14 protein-coding genes are annotated in these 18105 nt (G+C 70.5%); 11 read left to right on the top strand and 3 right to left on the bottom strand.

Going from position 1 to position 18105, the window contains the following annotated elements; genetic code table 11:
* Positions 1-2 precede the first annotated feature (2 nt).
* Positions 3-722 carry a GntR family transcriptional regulator gene (locus tag DLJ59_RS33505; RefSeq protein WP_124778123.1) on the bottom strand — a complete coding sequence of 240 codons (720 nt, stop codon included), beginning with the start codon at positions 720-722 and terminating at the stop codon, positions 3-5.
* A gap of 142 nt (positions 723-864) precedes the next feature.
* Here DLJ59_RS33505 and DLJ59_RS33510 point away from each other — a divergent pair, with 142 nt between their 5' ends.
* The 5 genes from DLJ59_RS33510 (at position 865) to DLJ59_RS37780 (ending at position 5303) form a co-directional block, all read left to right on the top strand.
* Positions 865-1695, top strand: coding sequence for a fumarylacetoacetate hydrolase family protein (locus tag DLJ59_RS33510; protein WP_425271480.1), 831 nt, complete (start codon positions 865-867; stop codon positions 1693-1695).
* Positions 1695-2483, top strand: a complete 789-nt coding sequence (locus DLJ59_RS33515) for an SDR family NAD(P)-dependent oxidoreductase (protein WP_208648922.1) — start codon at positions 1695-1697, stop codon at positions 2481-2483. The genes DLJ59_RS33510 and DLJ59_RS33515 overlap by 1 nt, the downstream gene beginning before the upstream one ends.
* A gap of 12 nt (positions 2484-2495) precedes the next feature.
* Positions 2496-3407 (top strand): hypothetical protein, encoded by a 912-nt coding sequence (locus DLJ59_RS33520; protein WP_124778126.1) that lies wholly within the window; start codon positions 2496-2498, stop codon positions 3405-3407.
* A gap of 145 nt (positions 3408-3552) precedes the next feature.
* Positions 3553-4554, top strand: coding sequence for an RNA polymerase subunit sigma-70 (locus DLJ59_RS33525; protein WP_425271481.1), 1002 nt, complete (start codon positions 3553-3555; stop codon positions 4552-4554).
* A 5-nt stretch (positions 4555-4559) separates the two neighbouring features.
* On the top strand, positions 4560-5303 hold the full coding sequence (locus tag DLJ59_RS37780; protein ID WP_124778128.1) for a DUF6069 family protein: 744 nt from the start codon (positions 4560-4562) through the stop codon (positions 5301-5303).
* Positions 5304-5355: 52 nt separating this feature from the next.
* Here the strand turns inward: DLJ59_RS37780 and DLJ59_RS33535 are convergent, their stop codons facing one another.
* On the bottom strand, positions 5356-6123 hold the full coding sequence (locus tag DLJ59_RS33535) for a FadR/GntR family transcriptional regulator (protein WP_124778129.1): 768 nt from the start codon (positions 6121-6123) through the stop codon (positions 5356-5358).
* A 135-nt stretch (positions 6124-6258) separates the two neighbouring features.
* Between DLJ59_RS33535 and DLJ59_RS33540 the strand changes: the two genes are divergently transcribed.
* The 6 genes from DLJ59_RS33540 to DLJ59_RS33565 all read left to right on the top strand — a co-directional run bounded on the left by DLJ59_RS33540 (position 6259) and on the right by DLJ59_RS33565 (position 12353).
* On the top strand, positions 6259-7545 hold the full coding sequence (locus tag DLJ59_RS33540) for an ABC transporter substrate-binding protein (protein ID WP_244236370.1): 1287 nt from the start codon (positions 6259-6261) through the stop codon (positions 7543-7545).
* Between the two features lie 75 nt (positions 7546-7620).
* Positions 7621-8574: a carbohydrate ABC transporter permease gene (locus tag DLJ59_RS33545; protein ID WP_208648923.1), complete on the top strand. Its 954-nt coding sequence runs from the start codon at positions 7621-7623 to the stop codon at positions 8572-8574.
* Positions 8571-9386, top strand: a complete 816-nt coding sequence (locus DLJ59_RS33550; protein ID WP_124778131.1) for a carbohydrate ABC transporter permease — start codon at positions 8571-8573, stop codon at positions 9384-9386. Before DLJ59_RS33545 ends, DLJ59_RS33550 begins: the two co-directional genes overlap by 4 nt.
* Before the next feature lie 7 nt (positions 9387-9393).
* Complete coding sequence (gene dgoD, locus DLJ59_RS33555; protein WP_124778132.1) at positions 9394-10542, top strand: galactonate dehydratase; 1149 nt, start codon at positions 9394-9396, stop codon at positions 10540-10542.
* 31 nt (positions 10543-10573) lie between these two features.
* A complete protein-coding gene (manD, locus tag DLJ59_RS33560) occupies positions 10574-11803 on the top strand; it encodes a D-mannonate dehydratase ManD (RefSeq protein WP_124778133.1) in 1230 nt (409 codons plus the stop codon).
* Positions 11793-12353 carry a gluconokinase gene (locus DLJ59_RS33565; RefSeq protein WP_124778134.1) on the top strand — a complete coding sequence of 187 codons (561 nt, stop codon included), beginning with the start codon at positions 11793-11795 and terminating at the stop codon, positions 12351-12353. Before manD ends, DLJ59_RS33565 begins: the two co-directional genes overlap by 11 nt.
* Before the next feature lie 68 nt (positions 12354-12421).
* On the opposite strand, the gene DLJ59_RS33570 is transcribed toward DLJ59_RS33565, so the two are convergent.
* Positions 12422-17884: an ATP-binding protein gene (locus DLJ59_RS33570; protein ID WP_124778135.1), complete on the bottom strand. Its 5463-nt coding sequence runs from the start codon at positions 17882-17884 to the stop codon at positions 12422-12424.
* Positions 17885-18105 lie beyond the last annotated feature (221 nt).

Raw genomic sequence — 18105 nt, forward strand, 5'->3', positions numbered from 1 at the left:
GGTCACGCCGGATCGCGCGGTGCTGCGGGGGCGGGGAGCCGGTCGAAGGCGGGCAGGTGGCGTTCCCGGGCGGCGCTGAGGTGGGCGCGCATCGCCGCGGTGGCGGCTGCCGCATCGCCGGCGACGATGGCGGCGGCGATGCGCTGGTGCTCGGTGTTGGTGTCCAGCGCGCCGGTGACCGGAAAATACAACCGGTGCAGGTGAAGGTGTGAGTGCAGCCGGGTGATCGTGTCGCGCAGCAGTGGGCTGCCGGAGGCCTCGGCGATCAGGTCGTGGAACGTCGCGTCCAGCGCGGTGAAGGCGGCGTGTCGGCGATATCCGTCGCCGGCCTCCACGTCGATGCTCGCCGCCGCCTCGGCGCTGATCCGTTGGCGGGCTTCGACGGAGGCGTGCGTGGCGGCCCGCCCGGCGGTGGCGCCCTCCAACAGTTGGCGGACGGCGAACAGGTCGTCGAACTCGGCACGGCTCAGCAGCGGCGTGGTGGTGTAGCCGGAGAGCGGGCGTTTACGGACCAGGCCGTCGGCCTCCAGCCGGGCGAGCGCCTCGCGGACCGGGGTGGGGGAGACGTCCAACTCCCGGGCGAGCGCGTCGATGTTGACCCGCTCGCCCGGGGGAAGGATGTGGTCCATGACCAGCGTCTTTATCGACTCGTAGACGTCCTCGGTGAGAGTGAGCCGTCGGGCCGGACGGAGTCGACCCTCGCGAGGTTCCTGCTGGGTCATCTCGTCTCCTCAGCAGCCCCTTGACTGTGCCGGTGTGAGCGGGTACACACACTAGCAAAGCAATATCCTATAGGAAATAGGCTGGCCTGAGGCCAAAGCTCGCATTGTTGGTGAACTGACTGGAGGTTGATTCGTGAGGTTCATGCGCGTCGGGCCCGTGGGGCGGGAACGCCCCGTGCTGCACGTCGACGGGCGGCACTTCGACCTCTCGTCGGTCACCGCCGACATCGACGGCGAGTTCCTCGCCGGCGACGGCATCCGGCGGGTTCGCGAGGCCGCCGACCTGCCCGAGATCGACGTCAGCGGTCAGCGGGTCGGCGCACCGATCGCCGGGCCCGGGGTGGTGCTCTGCGTGGGGCAGAACTACGCCGCGCACGCCGCCGAATCGGGTGCCGCGCCACCGACCGACCCGATCATCTTCTACAAGGCGCCCAACACCGTCGTCGGCCCGTACGACGAGGTTCTGATCCCGCCCGGATCGACGAAGACCGACTGGGAGGTGGAGTTGGCGGTGGTGATCGGCCGGCAGGCCCGCTACCTCGCCTCACCGGCCGACGCCCTCGGGCACATCGCCGGTTACGTGCTGTCCAACGACGTCTCCGAGCGGGACTTCCAACTCGCCGTCTCGGGCGGCCAGTGGTCGAAGGGCAAGTCCTGTGAGACGTTCCAACCGCTCGGCCCGTGGCTGGTCACCGCCGACGAGCTCGGCGACCCGCAGGCGCTACGGCTGCGTTCCTGGGTCAACGGCGAGCCCCGCCAGGACTCCAGCACCAAAGACATGATCTTCGACGTGGCGTACCTGGTCTGGCACCTGTCGCAGTACACAGTGCTGGACCCGGGCGACGTCATCAACACCGGCACCCCGCAGGGGGTGGCGCTGTCTGGCCGGTTCCCCTACCTGGCCGCCGGTGACGTGATGGAGGTCGAGATCGACGGCCTCGGCCGGCAGCGCAGCACGCTCCGGGACGCCTGATGCGGTGTGACGGTCTCGTGGCGGTGGTGACCGGCGGCGGGTCGGGGATCGGGCTTGCCTGTGTGCGGGCGTTCGCCGCCGCCGGCGCCCGGGTGGGTGTGCTGGACCTGGAGCTGTCCGGTGTGCCGGAGGGTCCGGGGGTACTGGGCGTCCGGGCGGACGTGGCCGACCGGTCCTCCCTCAGCGCGGCCGTCGCCTCGGTCGCGGCGGCGTTCGGCGGCATCGACATCCTGGTGAACAACGCCGGCATCTCGGCCGTGGGCACGGTGGAGGACGACGACGACGAGCAGTGGGGCAGGGTGCTCGACGTCAACGTCTCCGGCGTGGCCCGAACCAGCGCCGTCACCCTGCCGTACCTGCGCCGGTCGGCGGCCGCGGCGATCGTCAACATCTCCTCGATCGCGGCGACCGTCGGCCTGCCCCGCCGCGCCCTGTACTCCGCGTCGAAGGGCGCCGTGCACGCCCTCACCCTCGCCATGGCCGCCGACCTGGTGACCGACGGTGTCCGGGTCAACTGTGTCGCCCCCGGCACCGTCGACACGCCCTGGGTGGCCCGGCTGCTCGCCGGCGCGGCCGACCCGTCGGCGGAGAAGCGGCAGCTGGCCTCCCGGCAGCCGACCGGTCGCCTGGTGACCGCCGACGAGGTGGCCGCCGCCGTCGTGTACCTCGCGTCGCCCGCGACCGGGTCGGTGACCGGTTCGTCGCTGCCGGTGGACGGCGGCATGTCCGGCCTGCGCCTACCCGCCCCGGTCCCGCCCGCGGCCGGTCCTGCCGAACCGGGCGCGTGACATGATTGCGCCATGGGGAAACAGCAGGACGTCGGCGAGGCCGACCGTCACAGCGAGTCCGGCACCACCGCCCACCGTCCGATCGGTGGCAGCGCTGACGCTCGGCTCGCCCTCGCTCAGGACCCAACAACGCCACAAATGACCCTTATCGACCTGGCGTCCGACCCGTCGGTGCTGGTCCGCAAGGCGGTCGCCGCTCGGGCCGACGCTCCCGCGCAGGCCCTGCGACCGCTCACCCGCGACCACGACCGTCAGGTCCGGGAGGCCGTGGCGCGAAACCCCTCCACCTCCATCGCCAACCTCATGCGTCTGGTCAAGGACGCCGACCGGTGGGTCCGCTGGGCGGTCGCCGGCAACCCGGCCTGTGACGAGTCGATCCGCCAGGTCATGGCGCAGACCTCGGACAAGGAGCTTCGCGGTCTGCTGGCGGAGAGTCGGGAGCTGGAGCCGGAGTTGGCCGCCAGGCTGATCGACGACGTCTCACCCGAGGTACGGGAACGGCTCGCCACCCACACCCACGACCCCGACGTGATCACCGCCCTGCTGGCCGATCGCACCGCACGCGTACGCAAGGGGGTTGCCCGCAACCCACGGACCACCGCCGAGCAGCGCAGCGTGCTCGCCGCGGACCCGGTGGTCGACGTCCGTGCCGCGCTGGTACGGGCCGTCGAGCTGAGCGAGGCGGATCTGGCGCGCCTGGTCGACGACCGTGCGGTGCAGGTCCGACTGGCGATGGCGACGTCCGACGTCGTTCCGTCGCACATCCGGCAGGCGCTCACGCGCGATGCCGACGAGATGGTGGCCAGCGCGGCACGGGACTACCGCCCCGGCGCCGGCAACGCCTCCGCCGTGCGGGCGCCGCGCATCGCACACCGGCCCTCCGCCGCCGGCGCGGGTCGATCGGGCGGCGGCACCGCTCGGTAGGTCCGCGCCTGCGCGTCACCGCTCCGCCGCGCACCCGCCCGCATGATTCCGGCACCTCTCGTCATCCCGATCAGAGTCGGGTGATGAGTTGTCGCGTCCGCGCCCGTCATACCTCCGACAGGACATGACGACGCGGAAGGATGACGTGATGAGTGCGGACACGCGGCTGGAGGAGCGGGGTGTGAGTGGTCTGGGCGAGGTCGACGAACCGGCGTTCTCGGGGCTGGCGCAGCGGCACCGGCGGGAGCTGCACGTGCACTGCTACCGGATGCTCGGGTCGTTCGAGGACGCCGAGGACACGGTGCAGGAGACGTTCCTGCGGGCCTGGCGGCGGCGGGAGACGTTCGAGGGGCGGTCGACGTTCCGGGCGTGGCTGTACCGGATCGCCACCAACGCCTGCCTGGACCTGCTCGCCAAGCGCCGCCCGGAGCCGGCGAGCGGCGGTGAGGTGCTGTGGTTGCAGCCCTACCCGGACCGGCTGCTCGACGAGCTGCCCGCGGGCGACGCGGACGAGCCGGAGACCGTCGCCGTCGCGCGGGAGACGATCGAGTTGGCGTACCTGGTCGCGGTCCAGCACCTCGCGCCGCGTCCGCGGGCCGTGCTGATCCTGCGCGACGTGCTCGGCTGGCCGGCGAAGGATGTCGCGGAGCTGCTCGGGGACTCGGTCAACTCGGTGAACAGCGCGCTGCAGCGGGCCCGTGCCGGGATGCGGGAGCACCTGCCCGCCGAGCGTCAGGACTGGGTCGGCGGCGAAGAGGACGCCGCGACGCGCGAGCTGGTGCGCCGCTTCACCGACGCCAGCGTGGCCACGGACGTCGACGCGCTCGCGGCCATGCTGCGCGACGACGCCCGCTCCTCGATGCCGCCCACGCCGGGCCTGTACGTCGGCCGCGACGCGGTGGTGAGCAGCTGGGTCGAGGACGGCTTCGACGGCATGACGGGCCTGCGTGCGGTCCCCACCTCGGTGAACCGGCAACCCGCTGTCGCCTTCTATCACTGGCGCGAGCAGGAGGGCGCGTACCTGCCACTGACGATCGACGTCCTGCGCATCACCGGAGGCGCGATCACCGAGGTCTTCATCTTTCACGCCGACCAGTTCCCGCGGCTCGGTCTGCCGCAGCGACTGCCGGCGGACGGCACGGAGTAGTCCCGATGCGGACGCTCACGCTGCCCGGTGGCGCCCGTGCGGCGGTGGTCGGGGCGCAGTGGTACGACGCGTTCGCTGTCGTCACCCGCGGGCGGGTGCAGCTGGAGCTGCGCGACGGCGAACCGGGGCCGGTCCTCGGACGCGACGCCGGGTTCTGGCTGCGCGGAACCGGCGTCCGCGCTCTGCGCAACCCCGGCCGTCGCACGGCGACGGTGCGTGTCTGTACGCCACCTGCCGTCCCACGCCAGTCAACTCATCCGGTACGCCAGTTCCCCGTTGATGGAGACGACATGACCAGCACAAAGGACGCCCGGATCGTCGTTGGCCCGGCACCGGGCCGGCCCAGCCGGGGTCACCGGCTGGGTGGGCTTGCCGGCACCGGCCTGGTCGCCACGCTCGCGGCGATGGTGGCCACCACCCTCGCCGCCGCGCTGGCCCAGGCCGTCGGCGTCGACTTCGCGATCCCCGACGGTGGCGGGGAGACAATCCCGTTGTCCGGGTTCGCCGTGGTGACGGGCTTCTTCTCGGTGGTGGGGGTCGTCATCGCCGTCGCTCTCCTTGAGTGGAGTGCGCGCCCCGCCGACCGGTTCGGGTGGACGGCGGTGTCGCTGACCGCGCTCTCGCTGATCCCGCCGTTCGTCTCGGGGGCGAACGCGGCCACCATCGCCGCCCTCCTCGGGCTGCACCTCGTCGCCGCGACGGTGATGATTCCGGTCCTGGTGCGGAGCCTGCCTGCCCGGACCGACTGAGGAATCCGCACTGTGCCAGGAGGGTCGGCCCACTGGGCCGGCCCTCCTGGCGCTACCCCCTGCTGCGGTCGGGCAGTGCGGTCTGCTCCCACAGCGACTTCATCTCGTCGAAAGCCTGCTCCATCAGCTGCACCATCGCCTGCCGGGCGCGCTCACCGTCGCGTCGCTGGAGCGCCTGGGCGACGTCGGCGTGCATCTGCAGGGCCTGCTCGTGCGGGTGGTGTGGCATGAGGTGGTGCTTGTGCCGGCCGGTGAGTACCTCCGCGACCAGTTCCTGGAGCCGGACGAACATCTCGTTGCCGGAGGCGAGCAGGACGCGCCGGTGAAACTCGATGTCGAGGTGCAGGAAGCGCTCCTCGTCGCCGGCCTCGCCGGCCGCCCACATCTTCGCGGCCAGCCCGACGAGGTCGCTCGCCTCGTCCCGGCCGATGCGGCTGGCGGCCAGGAAGGCCGCGTGCGGTTCGACGGCGGTGCGTAGTTCGGTGATCGACCGGAGCTGGGCCATCCGGCCGGCCGACGCGAGACGCCAGCGGATCACCTGCGGGTCGAAGACGTTCCACGCGCTCGCCGGCCGGATCATCACGCCCACCCGTCGGCGTGCCTCGATGAAGCCGATCGAGGCCAGCACCCGCAGCACCTCGCGGACGACCGAGCGGGACACGGCGTACCGGTCGACCAGCTCGTCGATGTTGAGGACCGCCCCGGGTGCCAGCTCGCCGCCGCAGATGGCGGTGCCGAGGTGTTCCAGGACGCGCGCGTGCAGCCCCGTCTCGGCAGGGCGGGTCTGAGCGGCTGCAACGTCTAGTGAGGACGGTTCCACACAAAGATCGTATCAGTTAGATCTCCCTCTTGAAATGATCCGCTTTTTCGGCCTAGCATCCCGATGTTAAGCGGATGTAACACCGAGGTAGCGGCTCCCACAGGGGCGGCGGCCACGACAGAAGGAGAGACAAGCGTGCGACGTCGATCGGTAATCGGCACTTCTCTGGCCGTGGCCGCCGCCATGAGCCTGACCGCCTGCGGCGGCGACGGCGGCGGCGAAGACTCCAAGACCGTTCGCGTGACACTGGTCAACCACGTGTGGACCGAGAACATCAGGAAGGCCCTGCCGGAGTTCGAGAAGCAGTCCGGCCTCAAGGTCGACGTCACCCAGCTCGGTGAGGACCAGCTCTCCGACCAGTACAACGTCAAGCTGAACGCCGGGTCCGACGACCTCGACGTGATGATGTACCGGCCCCTGCAGGAGGGGAAGCTGTTCGCCAAGAACAAGTACCTCGCCGACCTGAGTGAGAAGGTCAAGTCCGACAGCGCCTTCGAGATCGGCGACTTCCAGGCCGGGCCGATGCAGGCGACTACCTATGAGGACAAGGTGGTCGGGCTGCCGATCATCACCGAGCAGGAGGTCCTCTACTACCGCAAGGACCTGCTGACGAAGTCCGGCTTCACCGCGCCGCCCAAGACCCTTGACGAGCTCAAGGCGCAGGCCGCGAAGATCGAGGCCGACAACCCGGGCGTCGCCGGCTTCGTCGCTCGTACCGGCAAGGCCGCCGCCGTCACGCAGTTCTCCAGTTTCCTCTTCAGCTTCGGCGGCGACTTCGTGGACTCCAGCGGGAAGGCCACCGTCAACACCGAGCAGGCCAAGCAGGCGTACGCCTACTACGGCGGACTGCTGCGCGACCACGGCCCGGACAACATCAGCACCGACATGAGCTGGTCGGAGGCGATGGCGATCTTCACGCAGGGCAAGGCCGCCTTCTACACCGAGGCCAACTCGCTCTACAAGAACGCCACCGATCCGACCAAGTCCAAGGTCGTCGACTCCGTCGGCTTCGCGGCCTTCCCGGCCGGCCCGGCCGGATCGAAGCCGTACAACATCCCGTCCTGGGCGCTCGGGGTGAACGACAGCTCGGAGAACAAGGACAACGCCTGGAAGTTCATCCAGTGGGCGGCCGGCAAGGAGCAGGCGCTGGCGCAGCAGGCCGCCGGTGTGCCCGGCGCCCGCACCTCGGTCTGGGCCAACCCGGCGGGTACCGCCTCCTACCCGAAGGATCTTACCGAGGCGAACACGGCCAGCACCGCCAACGGCGTCGGGCACGACCGTCCACTGGTGGTGAAGGTCGCCGAGGCGCGGGAGATCGTCGGCCAGCCGATCGTCGACGCGATCACCGGCAAGGACGCCGCCGGCTCGGCCGAGACGGCGAACGCGGCGTTCCAGAAGTTCCTCGACGACGAAGCGAAGTAACCGACGCGCTGAGCGGCGGGGCCGACCGGCTCCGCCGCTTCGCCGGGACCTGACCCCGCCAACCCGGAGATCTCAATGTCAGCCGTTCTCACCCCCCGTACCGATTCACCCGAGGCACCACCGACGTCCCTGGACACGACGTCGGCCTGGTCGCGTTGGGCCAACGACTACCGCAAGTGGCTCTTCGCGGCACCCGCCATGGCGTTCGTCGCCGTGCTGATCATCTTTCCGGTGGCGTGGACCGGGTACCTGAGCCTGACCGACGCCGAAGGTTCGGTACGCGCCGAGTCCGAGTTCATCGGCTTCCAGAACTACCTCGACGTGCTCACCGACACCGACCGGTTCTGGCCGGCGGTCTGGCGTACCGTCCTCTTCACCGGCGTCGTGCTGTTCTTCGAGGTCATCCTCGGCATGGCGATCGCCCTGCTGCTGTGGCGTCCCTTCCGCGGTGAGAAGTGGGTCCGGGTCGCGATCCTCCTGCCGCTGGTGGCCACCCCGGTCGCGGTCGGCATGATGTGGCGTCTGATCTTCGACCCCACCATCGGGATGGCGAACCAGCTGCTCGCCTGGGTCGGGATCGGCCCCCAGCCCTGGCTCGCCGGGCAGCACTCGGCCCTGCCGACCACGATGTTCATCGACATCTGGCAGTGGACCCCGATGGTCGTGCTGATCCTGCTCGCCGGGCTCACCTCGCTCTCCGACGAGCCCCAGGAAGCGGCCCGGATCGACGGCGCCAGCAGCTGGCAGCGGTTCCGGCACGTCACCCTCCCGCTGCTGATGCCCACGGTGATCGTCGCCATCCTGCTGCGCGGCATCGACGCGCTGAAGACGTTCGACATCCTCTACGCCACCAAGGGACGCGGCGGTGGGTCGTTCCACGAGGTCGAGACCCTCAACGTGTACGCGTACGGCCTCAGCTTCGACTACAACGACTACGGCGTCTCGTCGACAGTCCTCATCATCTTCTTCCTGATCATCATCGGGGTGATGTGGGCCCTCACCTATCGCAAGAAGGGGCTGGGCCGATGAAGCCGAGCAAGCCGTACCGGGTGTTCCGCAACTCGGCGCTCGTGGTCGTGGTGTTCGCGCTGATGGCGCCGCTGCTCTGGATGGTCGCCGCGTCGTTCAAGACCAACGTGGACATCTACGACACCGCCAAGGCGTTCGTCTTCTCGCCCAGCCTGAAGAACTACGAGACCGTCCTCCAGCAGGCGAACTATCTGCAGTTCATCGGCAACAGCCTCTGGGTGGCGTTCGCGGCCACCACGCTCTCGCTGGTCCTCGGCGTGCCCGCCGCGTACTCGATGAGCCGGTTCACCATGCAGAAGTCCGCGCTCGTCGTGCTCATGGCCCGGGTGATTCCCGGTGTCTCGCTGCTGGTGCCCTGGTACTACGTCTTCTCGAACCTGAAGATGGTCGGCGGGTTCAGCGTGCTGATCCTGAGCCACATGTTCGTGTCGCTGCCGCTGATCGTCTACATCATGATGGGCTACTTCGACGGACTGCCGGCCGAGTTGGAAGAGGCCGCCCTGGTCGACGGGCTGACCCACATCGGCGCGTTCCGGCGGATCACCCTCCCGCTGTCGTTGCCCGGCGTGGCGACCGCCGGCATCCTCTCCTTCATCTTCTCCTGGAACAACTTCATGTTCGCCCTGGTGCTCTCCGGCTCCGACACGAAGACGCTCCCCGTCGCGATCTTCGACTTCGTCGGCTACGCCAGCATCGACTGGGGTGGCCTGATGGCCGCCGCGACAGTGGTCACCCTGCCGATCATGCTGATCGCCCTGTTCGTGCAGAAGTACGTCGTCTCCGGCCTCACCGCCGGCGCAACGAAGGGCTGACCGGGGCATGACGACGATCGCAATCGTGGAGACCTTCCTGGTCGCGCCCCGCTGGCTGTTCGTCCGGATCGAGACGGAATCCGGCATCGTCGGCTGGGGCGAGGCGACCTGCGAGGGCCAGTCCGAGACCGTACGCACCGCCGTCCACCAGCTCAGCGAGCTGCTCATCGGCCGGGACGCGCTGCGCATCGAGGACCACTGGCAGGTGCTGACCAAGGGGTCCTTCTACCGGGGTGGCCCGATCCTGGCCAGCGCGGTGTCCGGTCTGGACCAGGCGCTCTGGGACATCGCCGGCAAGTACTACGGCGCCCCCGTGCACCAACTGCTCGGCGGGCCGGTGCGGGACCGGATCCGCGTCTACGGATGGATCGGTGGTGACGAGCCCGCCGAGATCCGCGACCAGATCAGCGCCCGGATCGAGGCGGGCCTGACCGCGGTGAAGATGAACGCGTCCGGTCGGATGGGCGCGCTCGCCTCGGTCGCCGACCTCGACGCGGTGGTGCAGCGGGTGGCCACCGCCCGCGAGGTCCTCGGCGACGACCGCGACGTCGCTGTCGACTTCCACGGCCGGTTCACCCTCGCCAACGTCCGGCGGGTCGCCCCGCTGCTGGAGCCCTACCGACCGTTCTTCCTGGAAGAACCGGTGGTGCCGGAGAACTCGCACCTGATCGGTGAGGTGGTCCGTTGCACGACCACCCCCATCTCGACCGGGGAGCGGCTCTACAACCGGCAGGAGTTCCTGCCCGTGTTGCAGGCCGGCATCGCGGTGGCCCAACCGGATCTCGCGCACGCCGGCGGCATCACCGAGGTTCGCAAGATCGCCACGTTGGCCGAGGTGTACGACGTACAACTCGCCCCGCACTGCCCGCTCGGGCCGATCGCACTGGCCGCCTGCCTCCAGGTCGGCTTCGCCACCCCCAACTTCCTGATCCAGGAACAGAGCATCGGCATCCACTACAACCAGGGCGCCGAGGTGCTCGACTACTGCCTCGACCAGACTCCGCTGACCTTCGTGGACGGGTACGTGTCCCGGCTGACCGCACCCGGCCTCGGCATCGAGATCGACGAACACGCGGTGCGGACCGCGGACAAGCGCGGGCACGCCTGGCGCAGCCCGACCTGGCGGCACCCCGACGGCTCCTACGCGGAGTGGTGAGACCCCGACCGGCAAGAACGAAAGGCACCCCGTGAAGATCGTCGCAGCAGACATCATCGTGTCCAGCCCCGACCGGAACTTCGTCACCCTGAAGATCACCACCGACGAGGGGATCACCGGTCTGGGCGACGCCACGCTCAACGGCCGTGAGCTCTCCGTCGCCTCGTACCTGCGCGACCACGTCGCCCCGCTGCTGATGGGGCGCGACGCGCACCGGATCGAGGACACCTGGCAGTTCCTGTACCGGTCGGCGTACTGGCGGCGTGGCCCGGTCACCATGGCCGCCATCGCCGCGGTGGACGTCGCGCTCTGGGACATCTTGGCCAAGGCCGCCGGCATGCCGCTGTACCAACTGCTGGGCGGCGCGTCCCGCACCGGCATCATGGCGTACGGCCACGCGTCCGGGCGGGACCTGCCCGAGCTGTTCGACTCGATCCGCCAACACCTCGACGAGGGATTCCGGTCGATCCGGGTGCAGACCTCGGTGCCGGGAATCAACGCGGTCTACGGCGTGGCCGCGCAGCCCAGCTCCACCGGCCAGCGCTACGACTACGAACCCGCCCAGCGCACCCCGCTGCCCGCCGAGGAGGACTGGGACACCCGGGCGTACCTGCGCCACCTGCCGTCGGTCTTCGAGGCGGTGCGCAACGAGTTCGGCCCGGAGTTGCCGCTGCTGCACGACGGTCACCACCGGATGACCCCGATCCAGGCCGCCAAACTCGGCAAGGCCCTCGAACCGTACGACCTGTTCTGGCTGGAGGACTGCACCCCGGCCGAGAACCAGGAGGCGCTGCGGCTGGTCCGCCAGCACACCACCACGCCGCTGGCCATCGGGGAGGTCTTCAACACGGTCTGGGACTACCAGACCCTGATCCGCGAGCAGCTGATCGACTACGTTCGCTCCGCGGTCACCCACACCGGTGGCATCACCGCCATGCGCAAGCTGCTCGACTTCGCCGCCCAGTACCAGATCAAGTCCGGCATCCACGGCCCCACCGACATCTCCCCGGTGGGTATGGCCGCGGCGCTGCACCTGGACCTGGCCATCCACAACTTCGGGATCCAGGAGTACATGAAGCACACCCCGCTGGCCAACGAGGTGTTCCGGCAGTCGTTCACCTTCACCGACGGCTACCTGCACCCGGGCGACCAACCGGGGCTCGGGGTGGAGCTCGACGAGGAGGCGGCGGCCCGGTTCCCGTACGAGCCGGCGTACCTGCCGTTCAACCGGCTCAAGGACGGCACGGTTCATGACTGGTGAGCGGCGCGGTGCCCAGCCCACCCGGCACGTCGTGGTGATGGGCGTCTCCGGGGCCGGCAAGACCACTGTGGCGCGCGGGATCAGCGCGACGACCGGGCTGACGTTCGCCGAGGCGGACGAGTTCCACTCCCCGGAGAACGTGGCGCGGATGCGTTCCGGCGTACCGCTGGACGACGCCACCCGGTGGCCCTGGCTGGCCGACATCGCCGCCTGGATCGCCGAGCGTGGCGCGGAGGGCCGCTCGACGGTGCTGGCCTGCTCGGCGTTGAAGCGGTCCTACCGGGACGTGCTCCGCCAGGGCCCGCTGCGGGTGGACTTCGTGCACCTGGACGGGCCGGTGGAGGTCATCCGAGCCCGGTTGGCCCAGCGCGAGGGGCACTACATGCCGGCAAGTCTGCTGGAGTCGCAGCTCGCCACCCTGGAACCGGCCGAGCCGGACGAGTCGGTGCTCGTCCTCGACCTCTCGTCGCCGCCGGAAGCCCTGATCGCGGCGGCCGTCAGGGGTCTCGGCCTGCCCGGTTCGGTGCCGGTGGGGGAGCACACCAGCTGAAACCGGGCGGGGCGGGCCCGGTTCCTCGACGTCCAGGAACCGAGCCCGCCCCGCCCGATCTCGGCGGATCACCCGAGGCGGGCCTCGATGGCCTCGATGATGCGCGGACGCAGCTCGGCGGCGCGGATGACGGCGTCCACCGAGCCGACCTCGACGGCGCGGTGAATGTTGTGCACCCGATCGAACTCCGCGGCCACCTCGCTGAGCTTCTCCGCGCGCACCGACGAACGCAGCTCGTCGAGCTCCGCGGTCAGCGCGGCGCGTTCGGTGCCAGCCGCGGCGGCGGTGCGGGCCTCCAGGTCCCGCACCCGCGGGTCGGCCGCCGTACGGGCGTTGACGTCGGCGGAGAACACGACAGCGGCGGCGGGTGCGCCACCGAGCACCGAGGCGAACGAGCCCTCCAGCGCCAGCACCGTCATGTTCGGGTTCAACGCCTTCGAGAACACCACGAACGCGCCGCCGTGGTAGCGCGAGATCACGCAGAAGACGATGGGCCCGCGGAAGTTCACGATCGCCCGGCCGATCTCGGCGCCGTACTCCAGTTGCAGCTTGCGCATCGACTCCGGTGAGCCGTCGAAGCCGGACAGGTTCGCCAGCACGACGAGCGGCCGGTTGCCGCTGGCCGCGTTGATCGCCCGCGCGGCCTTCTTCGACGAGCGCGGGAACAGCGTGCCCGCCGTGTAGGTGTCCGGACCGTCGGTGGGCGGGAAGCCGTGCCGCGGCACCGACCGGGACTCGATGCCGAGCAGGCAGACCGGGATACCACCGAGGTGGACGTCCTGCACGACCGCGGTGTCCGCGTCCGCCATGCCAGCCCAACGCTCCAGCACGGCGTGGTCCTGGTCGGACAGGGCCCGCATCACCGTCCGGATGTCGAACGGCTTCTTGCGGTCCGGGTTGGCCTCGGCGGAGAAGATCTCCCCGACGGTGGCGAAGGCGCTACCCGCCACGTCGTGCGGGAAGTCGGAGATGTCCCGGTCGGCCGGGTCGGTGGTGACCGCCCGTCGGGGCGCGTCCTCGCCGGGTGCGACGTACGTGTGGTCGTAGTGCGCCATCACCACGTCCCGGGCGGCCGTCAGGTTCGGCGCCCAGTACTGCGCCTGCCCGTTCGGTCCCATCACCCGGTCGTAGCCGCCGATGCCGAAGTTGTCCTCAGCCGACACCCCACCGGAGAAGTCGAGCGACTGCTTGCCGGTGAGCACCATCGCCGAGTCGGGCGTCATCACCAGGATGCCCTTGGTGTGCATGAGCATCGTCGCCTCGGCGTTCCAGTACGGCTGCGCGCCGACGTTGATGCCCGCCACCACGATGTTGATCTCACCGCCGGCCTGGGTGAACTCGACGATCCGCTTGAGCGCCGCAGCCACCCAGTCCATGTTCTCCGTGCCGGAGGTCATCGAGATCCGGGCCCCGGCGGACAGCGCCCACCACTCCAGCGGCACCTGCATCCGCTCGGCCAGGTCGAGTGCGGCGATCACGCGCCGGCACTCCGGCTCCGACAGGGCGCCCAGCGACTTCGTCGGGTCACCGAGCAGCACCACCCGCGTGACACCCTGCGGGTAGCGCTCGGTCGGCGTGGTGACCACCCCGGCGACGATCGCGGCGCTGTTGCGCCCCTTCGGGCGGTGCACCGGCGTCAGCACGTGGTCGTCGTCGAGGTCGTACTCGACGAAGTCACCGAGCCGGCCGGTCAGCTCGTACGGGTACACGGTGTTGCGGCTGCTGGCCCGCAGCACCTTGAGCCGGTACTCGTCGAGCGGCTCGATCGGCTCGACCGGCGGCTCCCCGACGGCCAGTTCGGCGCCGCCCGCCGCGTCGAACGAGATCCGTACGGCGATCCTCGTCAGCTCGCCGGTCCGACGGTCGCGCTGCCGCGCGATGAACAGGATCTCCTCCAAGCCGGCGCCCGCGGTCGTCGGGCGGACCCGCCCGGCGATCATCTCCATCTCCTCGCGGGTCAACTCGCTCGGCGGCCACACGTAGACCACGATGCGGTTGGTGTTGAAGCGCGTCTTCGACGGCCGGCGCGACTGGGCGCGGCGGATCGAGTCGAGGCAGGCGGCGATGGCGTCCTCGGTGGTCGGCAGCGCGACCAGACGGCCGTCCTGCTCGCGAAGCTCGGTGAGGTCGCGCACCTGCGCGAACGCCACGAGGCGCTCGTCGGCCCGGTTCTCCCGGGCCACGCACTGGAAGAGGTAGACCTCCTCGTCCGACGACGGCAGCCGGGTCAGGTCGAACTTGTGCAGTCGCTCCAGCTGCATCCGCTGCGCGATGTACGGGTGCAGCCCGCGGATCAGCCGGTCCTCGGTCAACTGGGCGCCCGACGGGCGGAAGGTGAAGTGGTGGTGCATCACCGCTCCGCCGCGACCCGCGACGGTAGTGGTCACCCGACGGACCTGGGGCGGCAGCGGGTGCGCGGCGATGACGTCGGCCAGCGCCGCCGCCATCGCGTCGAAGTCCTCCGGCTGGTTCTCCCAGCCGAGGTAGATGTCGGCGTCCACGGCGTCCTCGCCGGTGGCCAGGTCGGCCAACCCGCGCAGGGCGTCGCCCAGCGCGTCGAAGCGCACCGCGGCGGAGACCACGCTCGACTCGGCGCGTTCGGCGACCACGAACGTGCAGCCCGCGACCTCACGGGTACGCACACTGGTGAGCGACCGGTTGCCGTAGTACCGCCGGGTCAGCACCTCCAACATCACCGCGTTGTCGAGGTGGTCGCGGACGAGCCGCTGGCCGAGCAGCCGGACCAGGGGTTCGGTGCTGCGCACCATCTCGGCGACGCGCTCGGCGCGGTCCGGCGCATCCGGGTGCGCGTCCAGGTGCCGCAGGTGTCCACGGACCTCGGCGTAGACGCGGGCGCGGTTGCGGCGCAGCAGCGGCTGGGCGAACCAGGCGAACACCACGCCCCGGGCGAGGTCCGCGACCGCCGGGAAGCGGACCTGCGTCGCGGCGATCAGCCGTTCCAGGGCGAGGCCGGCCGGCTCACGCAGCGTCTCGTCCGGCGGGGTCTCCCGCAGCCAGGCGCGCAGCAGCGCCGCGATGACCTGCGCGTCCGCCGAGGCGCGCTGCTGGGCGAGGAAGATCCGGAAGACGGCGGCTTCGAGGGCGGGGGTGCGGTCCAGGTCGGTGACGCCGTACCGGCCGAGCGCCTTGCCGAGCCTGGTCTGGAAGGCGTCCGGCAGCCCGGCCCGCTCGACGTCGAGGCTCTGCAGGTAGGTGTGGAAGTACTCCCGGGCGCTGTGCACGTGCGCGGCGCCGCCGTCCTCACCCGTCGGCCGGTTGCGGCTCAGCTCGGCGAGATCGGCGAACACCTCGATGAGATCGAGTTCGGCGGCCAAGGTGGGCTGGCCGGCCTCGATGGCCGCCCGTCGCGCGGTGAGGTAGCCGTCGAGCACCCGGCTGTCGTCGTGCGGGTCGACGTCGAAGCCGAGCAGCAGACCTCGCAGGTCCTCCTGACCGCGCCTGGCGCGCTGGTCCGCCGGGACGTCCTCGGTGGCGGTGGGCAGGTCCAGTTCGATGGTCTCGGTGTTCGGGTCGTCCGCGGTGTCCTCGGCGTCGTCCGCCAGCGGCTCCAGGCGCAGCAGCGGCGCACCCGCCTCCACCTGGCTGCCCACCGAGACGGCGCACTCTTTCAACCGCGCCTTGAACGGCGCCCGCAGCACCGTCTCCATCTTCATCGCTTCCAGCACCAGCACCGGCGCGCCCGCCTCGACCTCGGCGCCGACCTCCAGCGGCGTGGCGACGACCAGTGCGGGCATCGGCGAGCGCAGGACACCGCCCTCGTCCCGGCTGACCCGGTGCGTCACGCCGTCCACCTCGACCAGGTGGGTCGGCCCGTAGGTGCCGGTGAGCAGGCGGTAACGGACGCCGTTGACGACGATCTGACCGGTGTGCCGATCGAAGCGGTCGAGTTCGACGTCGGCGGTGCGCACGACGGGACCGTTCTCGATGCCGACCCGGAAGCGGTGCGCGCCGACGCGGGCCACCCGCGTGCGGTAACCGACGCCGCGCAGCTTGAGGTCCAACGGTCGGCCGCTGGCGTGCTGCACCTGCGGACGTCCGCCGGCGGCCGTCGACAGCAGCCGCTGCCGCTCGACGCGCTCCTCCTCCTCGTACGCCTCGATGGCGGCGGCCGCCAGGGCGACGGCGGAGTGGCGGTGGGTGACGAGGCGGCCCTCGCCGCGGACGCGGTCGATCCAGCCGGTGTCCGCGCTGGCGTCGATCACCTCGGGCTGGTCGAGCAGGTCGAGCACGAAGCTCTTGTTCGTCGCCCCACCTTCGATGATCACCGTGGTGTTCGCCATGGCCCGGCGCAGCTTGCCGAGCGCCTCGTCGCGGTCGCGGCCGTACGCGATGATCTTCGCGATCATCGAGTCGAAGTCGGCCGGGATGGTGTCGCCCTCGCTGACGCCGGTGTCCACCCGGATGCCGGGGCCACTGGGCAGATCCAGCCGGGCGATGCGGCCTGGCGACGGTGCGAAGTCGCGGTCGGGGTCCTCGGCGTTGAGCCGCGCCTCGATGGCGTGCCCGCGCTCGGCCGGCGGCGCACCTTCGAGCCGCCCGCCGGAGGCGACGTGCAGTTGCGCCTTGACCAGGTCGAACCCGGTGGTCAGCTCGGTGATCGGGTGCTCGACCTGGAGGCGGGTGTTGACCTCGAGGAACGCGAACAACCGGTCACCGGGGTGGTAGAGGAACTCGACGGTCGCCGCGCCGCGGTAGCCGACAGCCACGGCCAGCCGCTCGGCCGACGTCTTCAGTTCGGCGGCCTGCGCCGGGTCGAGCACCGGTGACGCCGACTCCTCGATGACCTTCTGGTTGCGCCGCTGCACCGAGCAGTCGCGCACGCCGAGCGCCCACGCGGTGCCCTGCCCGTCGGCGATCACCTGGACCTCGACGTGTCGGGCGCCGGTGACCAGGCGCTCCAGGAAGACGATGCCGCTGCCGAACGCCCGTGCCGCCTCCTGGCTGGTGCGCTCGTACGCGTCGACCAGCTCGGCTTCGTTCCTGATCACGCGGATGCCGCGCCCGCCACCACCGGCGGTCGCCTTCAGCATCAGCGGGTAGCCGACCTCGGCCGCCGAGGCACGTGCGGCGTCCAGGGTCTCGACGGCGCCACGGCTCCACGGCGCGACCGGCACGCCGACCTTCTCGGCGATCAGCTTCGAGCCGATCTTGTCGCCGAGCTGGCGCATGGCGTCCGCGCTCGGCCCGACGAAGGTGACGCCGATCTTCTCGCACAGCTCGGCGAACGCCGGATCCTCGGCGACGAAGCCCCAGCCGACCCACGCGGCGTCGGCCCCGGTCTCGGTCAGGGCGCGCTCCAGCACCGCCAGGTTGAGGTACGGGCGAGCGGACGCCGGGCCGAGGTCGTAGGCGATGTCCGCTTCGCGGACGAATGTGGCGTTGCGGTCGACGTCGGTGTAGAGAGCCACGGTTTCGAGCTGGATGCCGGTCTCCGCGGCCAACTCGCGGACCGCGTGGATGAGCCGCATGGCGGCTTCACCACGGTTGACGATGGCGACACGGTTGAACACCCGAAAGACCCCTTAGCTAGACCTCGACCTGAATGCCGCGAGACGACGGCTCCCCGCAGTGATCACCTTTCCGCGTGGCGGCGGCGAGCGCTATGGCGCAACCACCGAACCAACAGTCGCTCAGTTGTAGGAAATGCACAAAACTTTTTGGCGTCCCCGGGACCGCGTCGACCTCCACCGACCCCCTCCGGCCGGGACCGCCACGGTACCCGCCACGGACG

Origin of the sequence: Micromonospora inaquosa, from assembly GCF_003857055.1 — a bacterium.
GTDB lineage: Bacteria > Actinomycetota > Actinomycetes > Mycobacteriales > Micromonosporaceae > Micromonospora > Micromonospora inaquosa.

Bases quoted from the DNA above. Each gene is read 5' to 3' on its own strand.
- DLJ59_RS33505 (WP_124778123.1), bottom strand. From the start codon at position 722: ATGACCCAGCAGGAACCTCGCGAGGGTCGACTCCGTCCGGCCCGACGG.
- DLJ59_RS33510 (WP_425271480.1), top strand. From the start codon at position 865: ATGCGCGTCGGGCCCGTGGGGCGGGAACGCCCCGTGCTGCACGTCGAC.
- DLJ59_RS33515 (WP_208648922.1), top strand. From the start codon at position 1,695: ATGCGGTGTGACGGTCTCGTGGCGGTGGTGACCGGCGGCGGGTCGGGG.
- DLJ59_RS33520 (WP_124778126.1), top strand. From the start codon at position 2,496: ATGGGGAAACAGCAGGACGTCGGCGAGGCCGACCGTCACAGCGAGTCC.
- DLJ59_RS37780 (WP_124778128.1), top strand. From the start codon at position 4,560: ATGCGGACGCTCACGCTGCCCGGTGGCGCCCGTGCGGCGGTGGTCGGG.
- DLJ59_RS33545 (WP_208648923.1), top strand. From the start codon at position 7,621: ATGTCAGCCGTTCTCACCCCCCGTACCGATTCACCCGAGGCACCACCG.
- DLJ59_RS33550 (WP_124778131.1), top strand. From the start codon at position 8,571: ATGAAGCCGAGCAAGCCGTACCGGGTGTTCCGCAACTCGGCGCTCGTG.
- dgoD (WP_124778132.1), top strand. From the start codon at position 9,394: ATGACGACGATCGCAATCGTGGAGACCTTCCTGGTCGCGCCCCGCTGG.
- DLJ59_RS33565 (WP_124778134.1), top strand. From the start codon at position 11,793: ATGACTGGTGAGCGGCGCGGTGCCCAGCCCACCCGGCACGTCGTGGTG.